The organism is Pseudomonas sp. NFIX10 (genome assembly GCF_900111955.1).
In the GTDB taxonomy this organism is placed as follows: Bacteria; Pseudomonadota; Gammaproteobacteria; order Pseudomonadales; family Pseudomonadaceae; genus Aquipseudomonas; species Aquipseudomonas fluorescens_AA.
The window spans coordinates 39,992-60,318 of the sequence record NZ_FOKH01000002.1 but is presented as its reverse complement, the minus strand read 5'-3'; the positions used below and the strand labels follow the sequence as shown (position 1 = coordinate 60,318).

The window sequence follows — 20,327 nt, the reverse complement described above, 5'->3', positions numbered from 1 at the left end:
TTTGACTAATCGAAAATCTCGTTTCTTTACCTCCCGTTGACCTAGGCGGTTGCCGTCCTACGCGAAGCTGACTAACATGTCAGAAAATTCATCCTATGATTGGATGAAAGGGTGGGTTAGTGTCAGATATTTCTCCATTAATTAAGCGATCCTTGGTCGACCAAGCTCTGGACCAACTGCGCCAGCGCATCAGTGATGGCGTGTGGATCGTGGGCCAGCGTTTGCCCACCGAGCCCGAGTTGGTGGCCGAGCTGGGTATCAGCCGCAATACCGTGCGCGAAGCCATGCGTGTGCTGGCGTTTTCCGGGCTGATCGAGATCCGCCAGGGCGACGGCAGTTATGTACGGGCGACGGTGGACCCGCTCGATACCCTCAAGGTGCTGTCGCGCTGTTCATTGGATCAGGCCCGGGAAACCCGGCATATCCTCGAGGTCGAGGCCATCGGCCTGGCCGCGCTGCGGCGCACCGAAGAAGACTTGCTGGCCTTGCGCAAGGCGCTCCAGGCCAGTGGCGAGCATTACCACGGCGACCTGGAGCACTACATCGCCTGCGACCTGGTGTTCCACCGCCTGCTGGTGGATGCCGCGCACAATCCAACGCTCAGCGAGCTTTATCGTTACTTTTCCAGCGTGATCGGCGCGCAGTTGCGCCAGAGCCTCAATATTGTCCCTCGCCATCAGCATGTGTTCGACCTGCACGTCGACATGCTCGAAGCGGTCGAACGCCAAGACCCGGAGCAGGCCAAGGCCCTGTGCCGGCAGTTGATCAATGAACCCTGAACCCGAGTTTTCCATGTCCCGCGATTCGCTTGACCCTGCCACCACGACGGCGTGCAAACGCGCCGCCGAACTTGAAGAATTGTTGATCGACGCCGAAGCCGACGACGCCCAGGTCCAGCAGAGTCAGCCGTTGATGCGCCGGCCCTGGCTGTTGCTGCTCGGGCTGATCCTGGTGGCGCTGAACCTGCGTCCGGCGTTGTCGAGCATGGCGCCGTTGCTCAGCGAAGTGTCAAGAAGCCTTGGCCTGTCGGCTGCCCAGGCCGGTTTGCTGACCACGTTGCCAGTGCTTTGCCTGGGCCTGTTCGCGCCGCTGGCGCCAGTGCTGGCGCGGCGCTTCGGGGCCGAGCGCGTGGTGCTGGGGATCTTGCTGACACTGGCGGGCGGGATTGTCCTGCGCAGTGCGTTCGGTCAGGTTGGGCTGTTCGCCGGCAGTATCCTGGCCGGTGCGAGCATCGGCGTGATCGGCGTGCTGCTGCCGGGCATCGTCAAACGCGACTTCGCCAAACAGGCCGGCGCCATGACCGGTGTCTACACCATGGCGCTGTGCCTGGGCGCGGCGATGGCGGCCGGGGCGACAGTGCCGTTGAGCGAACACCTTGGCCACAGCTGGGCATTGGGTCTGGGGTTCTGGGTGGTCCCGGCGCTGCTGGCCGCGGTGTTCTGGTTGCCGCAAGTGGGCCAGAAACACGGCGCCCATCAGGTGGCGTACCGGGTCCGCGGCTTGCTGCGTGATCCCCTGGCCTGGCAGGTGACCTTGTACATGGGGCTGCAATCGTCACTGGCCTATATCGTCTTTGGCTGGCTGCCCTCGATCCTGATTGGACGTGGCCTGACCCCGACTCAGGCCGGGCTCGTGCTGTCCGGCTCGGTCATCGTGCAATTGATCAGCTCCCTCGCGGCGCCCTGGCTGGCCACGCGTGGCAAGGACCAGCGCCTGGCCATCGTGATCGTCATGGTCATGACCCTGGGCGGGCTGTTCGGTTGCCTCTATGCCCCCATCGATGGCTTGTGGGGCTGGGCGATATTGCTGGGCTTGGGGCAGGGCGCGACATTCAGCCTGGCGCTCACGCTGATCGTGTTGCGTTCGCGGGATGCCCATGTGGCCGCCAACCTGTCCAGCATGGCCCAGGGCTTCGGTTATACGCTGGCGTCGCTGGGGCCCTTCGCGGTGGGGGTGGTCCACGACTTGACCGGGGGCTGGAACGCCCTCGGCTGGATCTTCGGCCTGGTTGGCCTGGGGGCGATCGTCGCGGGCATCGGCGCAGGCCGGGCGCTGTACGTCGGGGTCGAAAGCGAAAGAGTCACCGACCTTCGTTGATATCATTTTCATGGCGAATGACGATAGTTTTCCATGCGTTGGCAGATTATCGTGCAGGCCTACTGAAACGTTTTTCGGAGCCGGTCCATGAGTGATGCCCACAACGCCTTGATCACCCGTTTTTATCAGGCCTTCCAGCGCCTGGACGCCGACGCCATGAGCGCCTGCTACACCGACGACGTGCTGTTCAGCGATCCGGCGTTTGGCGAGCTGCGCGGACGCGATGCCGGCGACATGTGGCGCATGTTGACGACCCGGGCCAAGGACTTTTCCCTGACCTTCGATAACGTGCGCAGCGACGAGCGTACCGGCGGTGCTCACTGGGTGGCGACGTACCTGTTCAGCCAGACCGGCAACATCGTGATCAACGACATCCAGGCGCGCTTCGTGTTTCGCGATGGCAAGATCTGCGAGCACCATGACAGCTTCGATCTATGGCGCTGGTCCCGCCAGGCGCTGGGCGCCAAGGGCCTGCTGCTGGGGTGGACGCCGCTGGTGCGCAACGCCGTCAGAGCCCAGGCGCTGAAGGGGTTGCGGGCGTTCCAGGCCAGTCGCTGATAAGATTGCGGCTTGTCTTTGCCCACCTGTTGAACATCTTGTGACGACCGCCGACCTCTCTCCCGATCTGCCTGCGCAAGGCCCCGCCGAAGCGGACAAACCCTGGTTCGTCTACTTGGTGCGGGCCGCCAATGGCTCGCTGTACTGCGGCATCAGTGATGACCCGGTGCGGCGCTTCGCCAAGCATCAAAGCGGCAAGGGCGCGCGCTTCTTCCTGTCCAGCCCGGCGGTGGCCCTGGTGTATACCGAGGCCTGTCGCGACAAGGGCGAGGCCCTGCGCCAGGAGCGACTGATCAAAAAGCTCAAGAAAAGCGCCAAGGAATGCCTGGTGGCCAGTGCGCTGTCGCTTCATCAGCCTGGTTGATAGGCCTTTATCAGGCCGGTAGGCTGGCCCGGTCAGGCGCGCTAAGCTGCAAGACTTCATTCCTGCAGTGGCGAATCTCATGTCAGAGCTGATTCTTCATCATTACCCAACGTCTCCTTTCGCGGAAAAGGCCCGGCTGTTGCTGGGCTTCAAGGGCCTGTCCTGGCGTTCGGTGAGCATACCGCCAATGATGCCCAAGCCTGACCTGACGGCACTGACAGGCGGCTATCGCAAGACGCCGGTATTGCAGATTGGCGCGGACATCTATTGCGACACGTCCCTGATCGCCCGACGGCTGGAGCAGGAAAAAGCCTCGCCGGCCCTGTTCCCCGAAGGCCGGGAAATGCTGGCTGCGTCCTTTGCCGCCTGGGCCGACTCGGTGGTGTTTCAGCATGCGGTGAGCCTGGTGTTCCAGCCTGAATCGGTGGCGGTGCGTTTCGCCAAGCTATCGCCTGAAGCCATCAAGGCGTTCATCAGCGACCGCGCCGGGCTGTTCAGTGGCGGTACGACCACGCGCTTGCCTGTCGAGCAGGCCAAGCACCAGTGGCCGACGATCATGGCGCGCCTGGAGCAGCACTTGCAGCGCGAGGAGGGCGATTTCCTGTTGGGTGATCCGTCGATTGCCGACTTCGCCATGGCCCATCCGCTGTGGTTCCTCAAGGGCACCCCGGTGACCTCGCCGCTGGTGGACGCGTATCCGGCCGTTTCGGCATGGTTGGCACGGGTGCTGGGTTTCGGCCATGGTGCGTCGAGCCAGATAAGTGCCGAAGAAGCTTTGGACGTTGCCCGCAACGCGACACCGGCCGCGCTGCCGGATGAGTCATTCGAAGAGCCGAACGGGTTCACGGCAGGGCAGCAGGTGACCATCGCCGCGACGGACTATGGCGTTGATCCGGTGGCAGGGGAGTTGTTGTTTGCGGGTAGCGAAGAGTTGATTCTGCGTCGCGAAGATGAGCGTGGCGGGGTGGTGCATGTGCACTTTCCGCGGTTCGGGTTTCGGATCGAGGCTCGCTGAGCGACGAATGACCTGTGGGAGCGAGCTTGCTCGCGATGGCGGCGACACATCCAGCATTGATGCACGCCGATCCAACGCTATCGCGAGCAAGCTCGCTCCCACAGGGGATTTGCCACGATGACTAGATGGCAGACAAGGCCTTGAGAATATTCTCCGGCTCGTACCCACGAATCAACGTGCCATTCACATCGAGAATCGGAATTCCCCGGCCGCCCAGTGCCTCGTAGGCCTTGCGTGCTTCGGCATCTTTCTCGATATCGAACTCGCGAAACGGCACGCCTTTCTCATCCAGGAACCGTCGGGTGGCCTTGCAGTAGCCGCACCAGTCGGTGGCATACAGCACCACGCGGGCATTGCTGCGAATCTGTTCTGAAACCATCTGCGACGGGTTGAACACCCGCTCGATCTTGCCCCAGTTCTGGTAAGCCACCACCACCAGCAGAACCAGCAGGCATTTCTTCAGCACCCCGGCGAGCATTTAGTTACGGCGCTTGAGCTGATCAGTCAAGGACGTCGGCAACCCCTTGATGATCAACGTACCGGCTTCCTCGTCATATTCGATCTTGGAGCCCAGCAAGTGCGCTTCGAAGCTGATGGACAAGCCTTCGGCGCGGCCGGTGAAGCGACGGAACTGGTTGAGGGTGCGTTTATCCGCCGGGATTTCCGGCGACAACCCGTAGTCCTTGTTGCGGATGTGGTCGTAGAAGGCTTTCGGGCGATCTTCGTCGATCAACTCGGACAGTTCTTCCAGGCCCATGGGCTCGCCGAGCTTGGCCTGGCTGCTGGCGTAGTCCACCAGGGTCTTGGTTTTTTCCCGGGCATCGTCTTCCGGCAAGTCTTCGCTTTCGACGAAGTCACTGAAGGCCTTGAGCAGGGTGCGGGTCTCGCCGGGGCCATCGACGCCTTCCTGGCAGCCGATGAAGTCGCGGAAGTACTCCGAGACCTTCTTGCCGTTCTTGCCCTTGATGAACGAGATGTACTGTTTCGATTGCTTGTTGTTCTGCCATTCCGACACGTTGATCCGCGCCGCGAGGTGCAACTGGCCCAGGTCCAGGTGGCGGGACGGGGTCACGTCCAATTCATCGGTCACCGCCACGCCTTCGCTGTGGTGCAGCAGGGCGATGGCCAGGTAGTCGGTCATGCCCTGCTGGTAATGCGCGAACAACACGTGGCCGCCCACCGACAGGTTGGACTCTTCCATCAGTTTTTGCAGGTGTTCCACCGCCACTCGACTGAACGCGGTGAAATCCTTCCCGCCGTCCAGGTACTCCTTCAGCCAGCCGCTGAACGGATGTGCCCCGGACTCGGCATGGAAAAAACCCCAGGCCTTGCCTTGCTTGGCGTTATAGCTTTCGTTGAGGTCGGCGAGCATGTTCTCGATGGCCGCGGACTCTGCCAGTTCGGAGTCGCGGGCGTGGAGCACGGCAGGGGTGCCGTCGGGTTTTTTGTCGATCAGGTGGACGATGCAATGACGGATCGGCATGGATTTCTCGGCTGATGAAAGAGAGGAGGGCGTGCTCCCCGAAAAAGGCCCAGTGTACCGCAATCACTGGTTTTGGAACCCTGCAAAGGCCTTTTCAGGCCCGTCCGACTGCCTATATGCATTTTTTTAACGTTTTAGCGCAAGAAAGCTGACCAAATGGGTAGCTAGAGGCGGATATTTCAGAGGCGTTGTGCTAGTTTTGCCCGGTCTTACGCGAAGTCACTGCGTTAAGCGTGCATTCAGCATTTGTCAGGTCGAACCAAACCCGGTTTTCGGCATCTATTACCCCGATCCGTCGTGGTGATTGCCGAGGGTGCCTGATCCAGAGAGATCGGGCTCGATGGCTGACACTGCACTCTGCAATCCATATGAATTTGATAGGGAAGGAACACTACATGGCTCTTACTAAAGACCAACTGATCGGCGATTTGTCTGAAGCTGTAGACGCACCAAAAGCTACTGTGCGTGCTCTGCTGGACCAACTGGGCCAAATCGTGGCTGATCAGCTGGAAAATGGCGGCGAAATCACTCTGCCAGGTGTTGGCAAGCTGAAAGTCACCGAGCGTCCTGCCCGTACCGGCCGTAACCCTTCGACTGGCGCTGCCATCGAAATCGCTGCCAAGAAAGTGATCAAGCTGGTTGTGGCCAAAGGCCTGACCGACGCGGTCAACAAGTAAGATCGCTGTAAAAAAAACCGTGCCTCGGAGCGATCCGGGCACGGTTTTTTATTGCCTTGGAAAAGTGGTCTGTGGCGCTATGCCGATTCAGCCCTTGCGAACCCAACGCGACTGGCGCCACGCCTGTTGCTGCGCCTCGGTCTGGAAGGTCCAGGCCACGAAACGGCTCTGCTTCTGGCCCTGGGACATCTCCACCACGTGGCTGTGCAGCGCCCCGGCCTTTTTCAGCGCGGCCTGAATCGCCGGCAGGTTCGACGCCTTCGACACCAGGGTACTGAACCACAACACTTGCCCGGCCACCTGGGCACTCTCGCCGACCAGTTGCGTCACGAACCGGGCTTCCCCACCCTCGCACCACAACTCCGCGGCCTGGCCGCCAAAATTCAGCACTGGCAGCTTACGCTTCGGATCGGCCTTGCCCAGTGCCCGCCACTTGCGCTGGCTGCCCTTGGTGGCTTCTTCCAGGGAGGCGTGGAACGGCGGGTTGCACATCGTCAGGTCGAACCGTTCGCCATTCTCCAGCAGGCCTAGGAGGATCTGCTTGCGGTCGGCTTGCTGGCGTAACTGGATGGCCTTGCTCAAGCCGTTGGATTGGACAATGGCCTTGGCCGAGGCGATGGCGGTCGGATCGATCTCCGAGCCAAGGAAGTGCCAGCGGTAGTCGCTGTAGCCAATCAACGGATAGACGCAGTTGGCGCCAGTGCCGATGTCCAGCACCTTCACCGCCGCTCCCCGAGGGATTTCGCCGTCGTTATGACTGGCGAGCAGATCGGCGAGGAAGTGCACATAGTCCGCGCGACCAGGCACTGGGGGGCACAAGTAGTCGGCTGGAATGTCCCAATGGGCGATGCCATAGAAGGATTTGAGCAGCGCCCGGTTGAATACCCGCACCGCGTCGGGGCTGGCGAAGTCGATGCTTTCCTTGCCGTACGGATTGAGGATCACGAACTTGGCCAATTCAGGCGTGGACTTGATCAACGCCGGGAAGTCGTAGCGGCCCTGGTGACGGTTACGCGGGTGCAGGCTGGCCTTCTCTCGCGGCGCCACAGGTTTGGCCTCGATGGCGGGCTTGGGCTTCTGGCGGACAGGTTTTGGGGAGCGAGGGGCAGTCATGGGCGGGTCGATTCGGGGATGGCTCAAAAAGTGGCGGGTATTGTCCCACATCCAGCCTGGTCTTGATGACTGCACAGTTCAAATGTGGGAGCGAGCTTGCTCGCGATGGCGGCGACACATCCAGCATTGATGCAAGCTGACCCTCCGCTATCGCGAGCAAGCTCGCTCCCACAGGAGGGCAGCACGAGGAGGAAAGTGCCAGGCAGAAAAAAGGAGGCCGCCAGGGCCTCCCTCTTCAGTGACGAACCGCTGTTACAGGCTGGAGATCCGCCCATGCTGTTCGGCCAGCTTGCCCAGGGCCTGCTCGGCCTCGGCCAGTTTGGCCCGTTCCTTCTCGATGACTTCGGCCGGAGCCTTGTCAACGAAACCGGCATTGGACAGCTTGCCGCCGACCCGCTGGACTTCACCCTTCAGACGCAGGATTTCCTTGTCCAGGCGCGCCAGCTCGGCGGCCTTGTCGATCAGGCCGGCCATCGGCACCAGTACTTCCATCTCGCCGACCAGTGCGGTGGCGGACAGTGGCGCTTCTTCGCCAGCCGCCAGCACCGTCACCGACTCGAGCTTCGCCAGCTTCTTGAGCAGCGCCTCGTTTTCGTTGAGGCGGCGCAGGTCTTCGGCGCCAGCATTCTTCAGGAACAGGGTCAGCGGCTTGCCTGGGCCGATGTTCATTTCGGCACGGATGTTACGCAGGCCCAGCATGAAGGTCTTGAGCCATTCGATGTCGTCCTCGGCTGCCGGATCGATGCGGGTCTCGTTGGCCACCGGCCACGGTTGCAGCATGATCGTCTTGCCCTGGATGCCCGCCAGCGGTGCGATGCGCTGCCAGATTTCCTCGGTGATGAACGGCATGAACGGATGCGCCAGGCGCAGGGCCACTTCCAGCACGCGAACCAGGGTGCGACGGGTGCCGCGCTGGCGCTCGACCGGTGCGTTTTCGTCCCACAGCACCGGCTTGGACAGCTCCAGGTACCAGTCGCAGTACTGGTTCCAGATGAACTCGTACAAGGCTTGTGCGGCCAGGTCGAAACGGAACTGGTCCAGTTGGCGGGTCACTTCGGCTTCGGTGCGTTGCAACTGGGAAATGATCCAGCGATCGGCCAGGGTCAGCTCGTAGGTTTCGCCGTTCTGGCCGCAGTCTTCGCCTTTATCCAGCACGTAGCGCGCGGCGTTCCAGATCTTGTTGCAGAAGTTGCGATAGCCTTCGACGCGCCCCATGTCGAACTTGATGTCGCGACCGGTGGACGCCAGCGAGCAGAAAGTGAAACGCAGGGCATCGGTGCCGTAGCTGGCGATGCCCTCGGCGAATTCTTCGCGGGTGGCCTTCTCGATCTTCTTCGCCAGTTTCGGCTGCATCAGGCCGGAGGTGCGTTTCTGCACCAGGGTTTCCAGGTCGATGCCGTCGATGATGTCCAGCGGGTCCAGGACGTTGCCCTTGGACTTGGACATCTTCTGGCCCTGGCCGTCGCGCACCAGGCCGTGGACGTAGACCGTCTTGAACGGCACTTGAGGCGTGCCGTCCTCGTTCTTCACCAGGTGCATGGTCAACATGATCATCCGGGCGACCCAGAAGAAAATGATGTCGAAACCGGTGACCAGCACGTCGGTGGAGTGGAATTTCTTCAGGAACTCGGTCTGCTGCGGCCAGCCCAGGGTCGAGAAGGTCCACAGGCCCGAGCTGAACCAGGTGTCGAGGACGTCGTTGTCCTGCGCCAGGGCGACGTCCGGACCGAGGTTGTGCTTGGCGCGGACTTCGGCTTCATCGCGACCGACATAGACCTTGCCCGATTCGTCGTACCAGGCAGGGATGCGGTGGCCCCACCACAGCTGACGGCTGATGCACCAATCCTGGATGTCGCGCATCCACGAGAAATACATGTTTTCGTATTGCTTGGGCACGAACTGGATGCGGCCGTCTTCCACGGCGGCAATCGCCGGCTCGGCCAGCGGCTTGGTGGACACGTACCACTGGTCGGTCAGCCACGGCTCGATGATGGTGCCGGAGCGGTCGCCTTTCGGGACTTTCAAGGCGTGATCGTCGACGCTGACCAACAGGCCGGCGGCCTCGAATGCGGCGACGATCTGCTTGCGCGCTTCGAAGCGGTCCAGGCCGGCGTATTCGGCCGGCAGCGTGCCGTCGACGCTTTCGTTCAGCGTGCCGTCGAGGTTGAACACCTGGGCCGCCGGCAACACGTTGGCGTTCTTGTCGAAGATGTTCAGCAGCGGCAGGTTGTGGCGCTTGCCGACTTCGTAGTCGTTGAAATCGTGGGCCGGGGTGATTTTCACGCAGCCGGTGCCGAATTCAGGGTCGCAGTAATCGTCGCCGATGATCGGGATGCGCCGGCCAACCAGGGGCAGTTCGACGAACTTGCCGATCAGGGCCTGGTAGCGCTCGTCGTTCGGGTTCACCGCCACGGCGGCGTCACCGAGCATGGTTTCCGGACGCGTGGTGGCGACGATCAGGTAATCCTTGCCTTCGGCGGTCTTGGCGCCGTCGGCCAGGGGATATTTAAGGTTCCACAGGAAACCTTTCTCGTCGTGGTTCTCCACTTCGAGGTCGGAAATGGCCGTGTGCAACTTGGTGTCCCAGTTGACCAGGCGCTTGCCGCGATAGATCAGCCCGTCTTCATGCAGGCGCACAAAGGCTTCCTTCACCGCTTCCGAAAGACCGTCGTCCATGGTGAAGCGCTCGCGGCTCCAGTCCACGGACGAGCCGAGGCGACGGATCTGGCGGCTGATGTTGCCACCGGACTCGTCTTTCCATTCCCAGACTTTCTCGAGGAATTTCTCGCGGCCCAGGTCGTGGCGATTCTGGCCTTGGGCTTCGAGGCGGCGTTCCACCAGCATCTGCGTGGCGATACCGGCATGGTCGGTACCCGGTTGCCATAAGGTGTTGCGACCTTGCATGCGACGGAAACGGATCAGGGCGTCCATGATCGCGTTGTTGAAGCCGTGGCCCATGTGCAGGCTGCCGGTGACGTTCGGCGGTGGGATCATGATGGTGTAGGAATCGCCCGCGCCTTGCGGAGCGAAATAATTCTCGGACTCCCAGGTGTTGTACCAGGAAGTTTCAATGGCGTGCGGCTGGTAGGTCTTATCCATGCGCGGCGGGACCTTATTGGCATTTATTCAGGAAAAGCCGGGAAGTATAGCGGGCGGGGCTGGTGCAAGCCACAGGCGCAGAGAGTGTGAGCACTGCCGAGTCCTGTGGGAGCCGAGCTTGCTCGCGATAGCGGCGGCACATCCGACAATGATGCAGGCTGACCCGCCGCTATCGCGAGCAAGCTCGGCTCCCACAAGGTGTCCACTGTGAGGCAGGAAAACTACTCGTAGTGGCTCAGCAACCGTTCCATCCGCGCATCCAGCCGGCGCTTGATCTCGGTTTCGATGTGCGGGGCGAAGTCGTCGATGACGTCTTGCATGATCAACTGCGCCGCAGCGCGCAACTCGCGGTCCAGGTGCAGCAGGGCGTCGGGGCCCTTGGCTTCGGCCTTGGCGGCAGGCTCGGGTTCGGGCTGGCCGTGGATCGGATCGAACAGCAGGGGAATCTGCTCGTCATGCACCGGCTCGGGCACGACCGTGTCGGTCAACAGCGGTGGTTGCAGGTTGTCGTCGCCGAGCAGTTGGCGGATCGACTCGAGGTCATCCAGCAGGTGCGCGGGCTTTTGTGGCGATTTTGGAGTGTCCATCGTAGGGCTCAGAGTCGCTGTAAACGGTGGTCTTGCAGAGGATAGCCCTGTTCGCGGTAGAAACGGAAACTCTCCCGCGCGGCTTGTCGGATGGCCGGGTCTTCCACCACCACTTCCGCCACACGGGCGAAGCGCTGGGCAAAGGCCGGTACTTTCAGGTCGAGGTTGACCAACAGGTCCTGGTGCTGGCCGCAGTCATCTCCCAGCCCCAGCACGATCAGCCCCTCGGGTTCGCTTTCGGCCGGGCCGTGGGGCACGAAACTCTCGCCCTTGAACGCCCATAGGCGTGCGTCCAGGTCGTCGCGCTGGGCGGCATCGCTGCAATGCAGGTAGATACGGTGCCCCATCCGCCAGGCCTTTTCGACGAGCTTGCAAGCGAAATCCAGCCGCGCCGACGGATCGGCGCTGGGCAGGATATAGAAATCGACTTTGGTCATTGCGGTTCCTGAGCCGCCGCTGGCGCCACCCGAGGGCGACGCCAACGACGGTCATTGGTGTCAGGCCTTGGCGCGGTCCAGCAGGTACTGGGTCAGCAGGGGCACTGGGCGTCCGGTGGCGCCTTTGTCCTTGCCGCCGCTGGTCCAGGCCGTGCCGGCGATGTCCAGGTGCGCCCAGTTCAGGTTCTTGGTGAAGCGCGACAGGAAGCAGGCCGCGGTGATGGTCCCGGCTTTCGGGCCGCCGATGTTGGCGATGTCGGCGAACGGGCTGTCCAGTTGTTCCTGGTACTCGTCGAACAAAGGCAACTGCCAGGCGCGGTCGTCGGCTTGTTGGCCGGCGCTGAGCAATTGGCCGATCAGTTCGTCGTTGTTGCCCAGCAGGCCTGAGGTGTGGGCACCGAGGGCGACGACGCAGGCGCCGGTCAAGGTGGCGATGTCGATCACCGCTTGCGGCTTGAAGCGCTCGGAGTAGGTGAGGGCGTCACACAGCACCAGGCGGCCTTCGGCGTCGGTGTTGAGGATTTCCACGGTCTGGCCGCTCATGGTGGTGACGATGTCGCCCGGACGCGAGGCCGTGCCGCTGGGCATGTTCTCGGCGCAGGCCAGGATGCACACCAGGTTGATCGGCAGTTGCAGTTCGAGCACGGCGCGCAGGGTGCCGAACACGCTCGCGGCGCCGCCCATGTCGTACTTCATTTCATCCATGCCGGCGCCTGGCTTGAGGCTGATGCCGCCGGTGTCGAAGGTGATGCCCTTGCCGACCAGCGCGTAAGGCTTCTCGGACTTCTTGCCGCCGTTGTATTGCATGACGATCAGGCGTGGCGGCTGGGCGCTACCCTGGCCGACGGCATAGAACGAACCCATGCCCAGGTCCTTGATCTTCTTCTCGTCGAAGACTTCGACCTTCAGGCCCTTGAACTCCTTGCCCAGTGCCTTGGCTCGTTCGCCGAGGAACGTCGGGTGGCAGATGTTCGGCGGCAGGTTGCCCAGGTCACGGGTGAAGGCCATGCCGTTGGCAATCGCGGTGGCGTGGGTCACGGCGCGCTGGACTTCAGCCTGGGCGGCCTTGATGGTCAGCAGGGTGATTTTCTTCAGGGCGCGGGGTTCGGCTTTCTGGCTCTTGAACTGGTCGAACTGGTATCCGCCGTCCACCAGGGTCTCGGCCAGCAGGCGGTTCTTGCCATAGCTGTCGCGACCCTTGACCACCAGCTCGTCCAGCGCCAGGACGGCATCGGCACCGCCCAGGCCCTTGAGGGTGCCCAACACGCCGGCGATGATTTTACGGAACGGGCGGTCGCCCAGTTCGGCGTCCTTGCCCACGCCCACCAGCAGCACCCGATCGGCCTTGAGGTTGGGCAAGCTGTGCAGCAACAGGCTCTGGCCGACCTTGCCGGCCAGGTCGCCGCGCTTGAGCACGGCGCTGATGGCACCGCCGCTCAGGCTGTCGAGCTGGGTGGCGACGACGCCGAGCTTGCGGTTTTCACCGACGGCAACCACCAGCGTGGCGGTTTTCAACGTTTCTGGGCTGACGCTTTTTACAACCAGTTCCATGTCCGGATCCCTGAGTGAATGGTCAAGAGGCCAGGCGCCGACACAATGGCGCGCTGAGCGAGCTTCTTCTATATACAAAGAAGCGCCGGTGCTTGCCGGCGACAAAGGCCGCAGTTTGAACCCCGGCGCCCGGGCCTGACAAGCCTCGACGGCGCTAACTTTTGGCTTTAAGCACCGGTTTAAAGCGTGCGAAGTGACAGGCGCCTCCAATCACAGGATAATGCGGCTCTTTTTTCGGCGGTTCGCGTTGGCGGACCGGCTCGATACGTTTGCTTGTTTGGCCGCCTAAGGGTTTGTATGAAAAGTCGCCGAGCGGCGATCAGGCAAGGCGAAAACAGGCGAGGAAGCGGAGTTGACTGGCTGTCAATGAGCATTCCGAGCCTGTTTTCAACGCTGCATGATCGTCGCGCAGGCACTTTTCATACAAAACCCAGCCTGACAACCCTGGAGTGTCTGGTGTGATCGTCTTTCGTTATCTATCCCGCGAAGTCCTGCTGACCCTGAGCGCCGTGAGCGCCGTGCTGCTGGTCATCATCATGAGCGGACGCTTCATCAAATACCTTGCCCAGGCGGCCTCCGGTGCCCTGGATCCGGGCTCCCTGTTCCTGATCATGGGGTTCCGCCTGCCGGGCTTCCTGCAATTGATCCTGCCGCTGGGGTTGTTCCTCGGCATTTTGCTGGCCTATGGGCGCCTGTACCTGGACAGCGAAATGACCGTGCTGTCGGCCACCGGCATGAGCCAGCAACGGCTGTTTCGCATGACCCTGTTCCCGGCCACATTGGTGGCGCTGGTGGTGGCCTGGCTGAGCCTGAGCCTGTCGCCCCAGGGCGCCAACCAATTCCAGCTGCTGATCAACCAGCAGGACGCCATGACCGAATTCGACACCCTGGTGCCAGGGCGTTTCCAGGCCCTGCGCGACGGGACGCGGGTGACCTACACCGAACAGCTCTCGGATGACCGGATCGACCTGGGCGGCGTCTTCATTACGCAAAAGAACCTGTCTTCGGACACCAAGAAGGACCGTGGCATTTCCGTGCTGGTGGCCGAGAAGGGCCGGCAGGAAATCAACCCCGACGGCAACCGCTACCTGATCCTGCACAACGGCTATCGCTACGATGGCAAGCCGGGGCAGGCCGACTACCGGGCCATCAAGTACGACACCTATGGCGTGCTGTTGCCCAAGCCCGAGGTCAGTGACGAAGTCACCGATCGCGATGCGATGCCGACCGCCAGCCTGCTGGGCAACCAGGACATTCGTGCCCGCACCGAGCTGCAATGGCGCCTGTCGTTGCCGCTGCTGGTATTCATCGTGACCCTCATGGCGGTCCCGCTGTCGCGGGTCAACCCGCGCCAGGGCCGTTTCCTCAAGTTGCTGCCGGCGATTCTCCTGTATATGGCTTACCTGACCATCCTGATTTCCGCCCGCGGCGCCCTGGAGAAGGGCAAGATCCCGCCGACGCTGGGCTTGTGGTGGGTGCATGGCATCTTCCTGGCCATCGGCCTGGGGCTGCTCTATTGGGAACCGCTGCGCCTGAAACTGGCCAGTCGTCGCAGCGCGCTGGAGGTGGCCCGTGGTTAAACTCGACCGCTACATCGGCAGCAGCGTGTTCATGGCGATTCTCGCGGTGCTGGGGATCATCCTTGGCCTGGCGACCCTGTTTGCCTTCATCGATGAAATGAGCGACGTCAGCGACACCTATACCCTGACGGACGTGGCGAGCTACGTGCTGCTGACCGCACCTCGGCGCCTGTACGACATGCTGCCGATGGCGGCGCTGATCGGCTGCCTGATCGGCCTGGGCAGCCTGGCCAGCAACAGCGAACTGACCATCATGCGCGCCGCAGGCGTGTCCATTGGTCGGATTGTGTGGGCGGTGATGAAGCCGATGCTGGTGCTGATGCTGGTGGGTGTGTTGATCGGCGAATACATCGCCCCGGCCACCGAAAACACCGCCCAGGCCAACCGTTCCCTGGCCCAGGGCGGCGGTGATGCGCAAAGCGCCAAGCACGGCCTGTGGCACCGCCAGGGCGACGAGTTCATCCACATCAACTCGGTCCAGCCCAATGGCATCCTCTATGGCGTGACCCGCTATCGTTTCGACGACCAGCGGCACATGCTGTCAGCGAGCTTCGCCAAGCGCGCGAATTTCGCCGAGGACCACTGGCAACTGAGTGATGTCACCACCACCCTGTTCCATGACAAACGCACCGAAGTGGTCGCCGCCCCGCAAGAGCGTTGGGACGTGTCGATCAGCCCGCAGTTGCTCAGCACCGTGGTGATGGCGCCGGAGTCGCTGTCGATTACCGGTTTGTGGGGCTATATCCACTACTTGGCGGACCAGGGCCTGAACAATGGCCGCTACTGGCTGGCTTTTTGGGTCAAGGTGTTGCAACCGCTGGTCACCGCCGCCCTGGTGTTGATGGCCATTTCCTTCATTTTCGGCCCGTTGCGTTCGGTGACCCTCGGTCAACGAGTGTTCACCGGTGTGCTGGTGGGCTTCACCTTCCGTATCGCCCAGGATCTGTTGGGGCCGTCGAGCCTGGTGTTCGGTTTCTCGCCGCTGTTTGCGGTGCTGGTCCCCGCGGCTGTCTGCGCATTGGCCGGGGTCTGGCTGTTGCGTCGGGTGGGTTGATCGCACGCGTAGCGAGGGGGCTGTGAGGGCTGGGCTGTGTGGGAGCAAAGCTTGCTCGCGATACGGGCGATGCGGTCTTTCGGAAATCGAGGTGGCTGTTTCGCGAGCAAGCTTTGCTCCCACTCGCGCGGTGTATCAGGTACAATTCCCGGCTATTTTTCGGCGGGCCATGCCTGCAGCCTTTTTGAGTGTTGATCCGTGAGTGATTTGAGTCATATCCGCAATTTCTCCATCATCGCCCACATTGACCATGGCAAGTCGACGCTGGCTGATCGCTTCATCCAGATGTGCGGCGGCCTGGCCGAGCGTGAAATGGAAGCCCAGGTCCTGGACTCCATGGACCTCGAGCGTGAGCGCGGGATCACCATCAAGGCCCACAGCGTTACCCTCTATTACAAGGCTCGCGACGGCGTCACCTATCAGCTGAACTTCATCGATACCCCCGGCCACGTCGACTTCACCTATGAAGTCAGCCGGTCGCTGGCGGCCTGTGAGGGCGCATTGCTGGTGGTCGATGCCGGCCAGGGCGTCGAAGCCCAGTCGGTTGCCAACTGCTACACGGCCATCGAGCAGGGCCTGGAGGTCATGCCGGTGCTGAACAAGATCGACCTGCCCCAGGCCGATCCGGACCGCGTGAAGGAAGAAATCGAGAAAATCATCGGCATCGACGCCACCGACGCGGTCACCTGCAGCGCCAAGACCGGCCTGGGCGTGGATGAAGTGCTCGAGCGCCTGGTCACCACCATTCCCGCGCCAACCGGCAACATCGAAGATCCGCTGCAAGCGTTGATCATCGACTCCTGGTTCGACAACTACCTGGGCGTAGTCTCCCTGGTACGCGTGCGCCATGGCCGCGTGAAGAAGGGCGACAAGATCCTGGTCAAGTCCACCGGCAAGATCCACCTGGTGGACAGCGTCGGGGTCTTCAACCCGAAACATACCGCCACCGTCGACCTGAAGGCCGGTGAAGTGGGCTTCATCATCGCGGGTATCAAGGACATCCACGGGGCGCCGGTCGGCGACACCCTGACCTTGAGTTCCACCCCCGACGTCGATGTGCTGCCTGGTTTCAAGCGCATCCAGCCGCAGGTCTATGCCGGCCTGTTCCCGGTCAGCTCCGACGACTTCGAGGATTTCCGCGAAGCCCTGCAAAAGCTGACCCTGAACGACTCGTCCCTGCAATACACCCCGGAAAGCTCCGACGCCCTGGGTTTCGGCTTCCGCTGCGGGTTCCTGGGCATGTTGCACATGGAAATCATCCAGGAGCGCCTGGAGCGCGAGTACGACCTGGACCTGATCACCACGGCGCCGACGGTAATCTTCGAGCTGCTGCTCAAGAACGGCGAAACCCTCTACGTCGACAACCCGTCCAAGCTGCCGGACCTGTCGGCCATCGAGGACATGCGCGAACCGATCGTGCGGGCCAACATCCTTGTGCCTCAGGAGCACCTGGGTAACGTCATTACCCTGTGCATCGAGAAACGCGGCGTACAACACGACATGCTGTTCCTTGGCACGCAGGTCCAGGTGACCTACGACCTGCCGATGAACGAAGTGGTGCTGGACTTCTTCGACCGTCTCAAATCCACCAGTCGCGGCTATGCTTCGCTGGACTATCATTTCGATCGTTACCAATCGGCTAATCTGGTGAAACTGGATGTGCTGATCAACGGCGAGAAGGTCGATGCCCTGGCATTGATCGTGCACCGTGACAACGCGCACTACAAAGGTCGTGCATTGACCGAGAAGATGAAGGAGCTGATTCCGCGGCAGATGTTCGATGTGGCAATCCAGGCCGCCATTGGCGGGCAGATTGTGGCGCGTACAACCGTCAAGGCGCTCAGAAAGAACGTATTGGCCAAATGCTACGGCGGCGACGTCAGCCGTAAGCGCAAGCTGTTGGAAAAGCAGAAGGCCGGTAAAAAACGCATGAAGCAGGTCGGTAACGTGGAAATTCCACAGGAAGCCTTCCTTGCGGTGCTCAGGTTGGATAGTTAGGTCCTATGTCGCTAAATTTCCCGCTGTTGCTGGTTATCGCCGTATTTGTCTGCGGCCTGTTGGCGTTGCTTGATCTGTTGTTCCTGGCGCCTCGGCGCCGGGCGGCCATCGCCTCTTATCAGGGCAGCGTCAGCCAGCCTGATGGTGTGGTGATCGAAAAGCTCAACAAGGAACCGCTGCTGGTCGAATACGGCAAGTCGTTCTTCCCGGTGCTGTTCATCGTGCTGGTGCTGCGCTCGTTCCTGGTGGAACCGTTCCAGATCCCATCCGGCTCGATGAAGCCGACCCTGGATGTGGGCGATTTCATTCTGGTGAACAAGTTCTCCTACGGGATCCGCCTGCCGGTGATCGACAAGAAGGTCATCGAGGTGGGTGACCCGCAGCGCGGCGATGTCATGGTGTTCCGCTTCCCGAGCGACCCGAACGTCAACTACATCAAGCGCGTGGTCGGCCTGCCGGGCGACACTATCCGCTACACCGCCGACAAGCGTCTGTTCGTCAATGGCGAATCAGTGGCCGAACAATTGCTCGGCTCCGAGCCGGGTACGCTGGGCAGTGCCGAACTCTACCGGGAAAAACTCGGCGAGGCCGAACACCTGATCCGCAAGGAAATGAGCCGCTACCGCGCAACGCCGGACCGTTCGTGGACCGTGCCGGCGGGGCACTATTTCATGATGGGCGACAACCGCGACAACTCCAACGACAGCCGTTACTGGGATGATCCGAACATTCCCAAGGACCTGCTGGGCATGGTCCCGGACCGAAACATCGTCGGCAAGGCCTTTGCGGTCTGGATGAGCTGGCCGGAACCCAAACTCAGCCACCTGCCGAATTTCTCGCGGGTTGGCCTGATCAAGTAATCCCACACGGCGCTGTTGAACACAGCGCCGAATGCTTTTCTGGAGCCTGCACAAGGTTGCCCGGAGGCATGAAGCCAACGATAGTCAGGACGTCATTTTTGAACACAGCGTTAATTGTCCCAAGCCAACGGTGCCTTGCCACCCTGGCGGTGGAATCCAGCCACGAACTCAGCGTGGGTAAACCGTGAGCGTTTCTCTAAGTCGTCTCGAGCGTCAGCTCGGCTACACCTTCAAGGACCCGGACCTGATGCTCCTGGCCCTCACTCACCGCAGTTTTGCCGGGCGCAACAACGAACGCCTGGAATTCCTCGGTGATGCCATCCTCAACTTCGTGGCCGGCGAGGCGCTGTTCGAGCGCTTCCCGCTAGCCCGCGAAGGCCAGTTGTCGCGTTTGCGCGCGCGTTTGGTAAAAGGTGAGACCCTGGCTGTACTGGCCCGTGGTTTCGACCTGGGCGACTACCTGCGCCTGGGCTCCGGTGAATTGAAAAGCGGCGGTTTCCGTCGCGAGTCGATCCTGGCCGATGCCCTGGAAGCGTTGATTGGCGCGATCTACCTGGACTCAGGCATGGACATGGCGCGCGAACGCGTGCTGGCCTGGCTGACTTCCGAGATCGACAGCCTGACGCTGGTGGACACCAACAAGGATCCGAAGACCCGTTTGCAGGAATTCCTGCAGTCGCGCAGTTGCGAACTGCCACGCTACGAAGTGGTGGATATCCAGGGTGAGCCGCATTGCCGAACCTTCTTCGTCGAATGCGAAGTTGTCCTACTGAATGAAAAAAGCCGGGGCCAGGGTGTGAGTCGTCGTATTGCCGAACAGGTAGCGGCCGCCGCAGCACTGATCGCCCTGGGCGTGGAGAATGGCAATGACTGATACAACCGTCACCCGCTGCGGCTATGTCGCCATTGTCGGTCGGCCGAACGTGGGCAAGTCCACGCTGCTGAACCACATCCTGGGCCAGAAACTGGCGATCACCTCGCGCAAGCCCCAGACCACCCGCCACAACATGCTGGGCATCAAGACCGAAGGCGCCGTGCAGGCGATCTACGTCGACACCCCGGGCATGCACAAGGGTGGCGAAAAGGCCTTGAACCGCTACATGAACAAGACTGCCTCGGCGGCGTTGAAAGATGTCGATGTGGTGATCTTCGTGGTCGACCGCACCAAATGGACCGAAGAAGACCAGATGGTCCTCGAGCGCGTCCAGTATGTGACAGGGCCGTTGATCGTGGCGCTGAACAAGACCGATCGCATCGAAGACAAGGCTGAACTGATGCCGCACCTGGCCTGGTTGCAGGAACAGTTGCCCAATGCCCAGATCATCCCGATCTCTGCCCAGCACGGCCATAACCTCGACGCGCTGGAGCGGGTGATTGCCGAACACTTGCCGGAAAACGATCATTTCTTCCCTGAAGACCAGATCACCGACCGCAGCAGCCGTTTCCTCGCCGCCGAGTTGGTGCGCGAGAAAATCATGCGCCAGATGGGCGCCGAGCTGCCGTACCAGATCACGGTCGAGATCGAAGAGTTCAAGCAACAGGGCAAGACCCTGCACATTCATGCGTTGATCCTCGTCGAACGTGACGGCCAGAAGAAAATCATCATTGGCGACAAGGGCGAGCGCATCAAGCGCATCGGCACCGAGGCGCGCAAGGACATGGAGCTGCTGTTCGACTCCAAGATCATGCTCAACCTGTGGGTCAAGGTGAAGGGCGGCTGGTCCGACGACGAGCGTGCGCTGCGTTCGTTGGGTTACGGCGACCTCTGATTAGCTGACTGGATGTACCAAGAACCATTGTGGGAGCGAGCTTGCTCGCGATGAGGGCCTGATATTCAACATGGATGTTGACTGG

Annotated in this window: 19 protein-coding genes; 12 read left to right on the top strand and 7 right to left on the bottom strand. The window is 61.6% G+C overall.

What is annotated here, in order from left to right; translation table 11 throughout:
- The first annotated feature begins 119 nt into the window (after positions 1–119).
- The 5 genes from BM321_RS02120 to BM321_RS02100 all read left to right on the top strand — a co-directional run bounded on the left by BM321_RS02120 (position 120) and on the right by BM321_RS02100 (position 4,034).
- Positions 120–779, top strand: coding sequence for a FadR/GntR family transcriptional regulator (locus BM321_RS02120; RefSeq protein WP_092441375.1), 660 nt, complete (start codon positions 120–122; stop codon positions 777–779).
- Complete coding sequence (locus BM321_RS02115; RefSeq protein WP_092441374.1) at positions 769–2,097, top strand: CynX/NimT family MFS transporter; 1,329 nt, start codon at positions 769–771, stop codon at positions 2,095–2,097. Before BM321_RS02120 ends, BM321_RS02115 begins: the two co-directional genes overlap by 11 nt.
- An 87-nt stretch (positions 2,098–2,184) precedes the next feature.
- Positions 2,185–2,655: a nuclear transport factor 2 family protein gene (locus tag BM321_RS02110; protein ID WP_092204097.1), complete on the top strand. Its 471-nt coding sequence runs from the start codon at positions 2,185–2,187 to the stop codon at positions 2,653–2,655.
- Between the two features lie 40 nt (positions 2,656–2,695).
- Positions 2,696–3,019 carry a GIY-YIG nuclease family protein gene (locus BM321_RS02105; protein ID WP_060740799.1) on the top strand — a complete coding sequence of 108 codons (324 nt, stop codon included), beginning with the start codon at positions 2,696–2,698 and terminating at the stop codon, positions 3,017–3,019.
- Positions 3,020–3,098: 79 nt separating this feature from the next.
- A complete protein-coding gene (locus BM321_RS02100; protein WP_092441373.1) occupies positions 3,099–4,034 on the top strand; it encodes a glutathione S-transferase family protein in 936 nt (311 codons plus the stop codon).
- Positions 4,035–4,155: 121 nt separating this feature from the next.
- Here BM321_RS02100 and BM321_RS02095 read toward each other — a convergent pair whose 3' ends face one another.
- Positions 4,156–4,512 (bottom strand): glutaredoxin family protein, encoded by a 357-nt coding sequence (locus BM321_RS02095; protein WP_092441372.1) that lies wholly within the window; start codon positions 4,510–4,512, stop codon positions 4,156–4,158.
- The gene (gene yejK, locus BM321_RS02090; protein ID WP_092441371.1) at positions 4,513–5,517 is read right to left on the bottom strand and encodes a nucleoid-associated protein YejK; all 1,005 of its coding nucleotides are present in this window, start codon (positions 5,515–5,517) and stop codon (positions 4,513–4,515) included.
- 395 nt (positions 5,518–5,912) lie between these two features.
- Between yejK and BM321_RS02085 the strand changes: the two genes are divergently transcribed.
- Complete coding sequence (locus BM321_RS02085) at positions 5,913–6,194, top strand: HU family DNA-binding protein (RefSeq protein WP_092331946.1); 282 nt, start codon at positions 5,913–5,915, stop codon at positions 6,192–6,194.
- Between the two features lie 87 nt (positions 6,195–6,281).
- On the opposite strand, the gene rlmF is transcribed toward BM321_RS02085, so the two are convergent.
- The 5 genes from rlmF to BM321_RS02055 form a co-directional block, all read right to left on the bottom strand.
- Complete coding sequence (rlmF, locus tag BM321_RS02080; protein WP_092441370.1) at positions 6,282–7,307, bottom strand: 23S rRNA (adenine(1618)-N(6))-methyltransferase RlmF; 1,026 nt, start codon at positions 7,305–7,307, stop codon at positions 6,282–6,284.
- 252 nt (positions 7,308–7,559) lie between these two features.
- A complete protein-coding gene (locus BM321_RS02070) occupies positions 7,560–10,406 on the bottom strand; it encodes a valine--tRNA ligase (protein WP_092441368.1) in 2,847 nt (948 codons plus the stop codon).
- Positions 10,407–10,627: 221 nt separating this feature from the next.
- Positions 10,628–10,993 (bottom strand): DNA polymerase III subunit chi, encoded by a 366-nt coding sequence (locus BM321_RS02065; protein WP_092441367.1) that lies wholly within the window; start codon positions 10,991–10,993, stop codon positions 10,628–10,630.
- A gap of 8 nt (positions 10,994–11,001) precedes the next feature.
- On the bottom strand, positions 11,002–11,430 hold the full coding sequence (locus tag BM321_RS02060; RefSeq protein ID WP_072408970.1) for a DNA polymerase III subunit chi: 429 nt from the start codon (positions 11,428–11,430) through the stop codon (positions 11,002–11,004).
- A gap of 60 nt (positions 11,431–11,490) precedes the next feature.
- Positions 11,491–12,981, bottom strand: coding sequence for a leucyl aminopeptidase (locus BM321_RS02055; protein ID WP_092441366.1), 1,491 nt, complete (start codon positions 12,979–12,981; stop codon positions 11,491–11,493).
- Between the two features lie 458 nt (positions 12,982–13,439).
- Between BM321_RS02055 and lptF the strand changes: the two genes are divergently transcribed.
- From lptF to era, 6 genes are all read left to right on the top strand, one after another.
- Entirely contained in the window at positions 13,440–14,561 is a 1,122-nt protein-coding gene (gene lptF / locus BM321_RS02050) for an LPS export ABC transporter permease LptF (protein ID WP_092331956.1), read from the top strand.
- The gene (lptG, locus tag BM321_RS02045) at positions 14,554–15,615 is read left to right on the top strand and encodes an LPS export ABC transporter permease LptG (RefSeq protein ID WP_092441365.1); all 1,062 of its coding nucleotides are present in this window, start codon (positions 14,554–14,556) and stop codon (positions 15,613–15,615) included. Before lptF ends, lptG begins: the two co-directional genes overlap by 8 nt.
- A 198-nt stretch (positions 15,616–15,813) precedes the next feature.
- On the top strand, positions 15,814–17,613 hold the full coding sequence (lepA, locus tag BM321_RS02040; RefSeq protein WP_060740809.1) for a translation elongation factor 4: 1,800 nt from the start codon (positions 15,814–15,816) through the stop codon (positions 17,611–17,613).
- A gap of 5 nt (positions 17,614–17,618) precedes the next feature.
- On the top strand, positions 17,619–18,473 hold the full coding sequence (gene lepB, locus BM321_RS02035; protein ID WP_092166276.1) for a signal peptidase I: 855 nt from the start codon (positions 17,619–17,621) through the stop codon (positions 18,471–18,473).
- A 184-nt stretch (positions 18,474–18,657) separates the two neighbouring features.
- Entirely contained in the window at positions 18,658–19,347 is a 690-nt protein-coding gene (gene rnc / locus BM321_RS02030) for a ribonuclease III (protein WP_092166278.1), read from the top strand.
- Complete coding sequence (gene era, locus BM321_RS02025; RefSeq protein ID WP_079303829.1) at positions 19,340–20,242, top strand: GTPase Era; 903 nt, start codon at positions 19,340–19,342, stop codon at positions 20,240–20,242. Before rnc ends, era begins: the two co-directional genes overlap by 8 nt.
- Positions 20,243–20,327 lie beyond the last annotated feature (85 nt).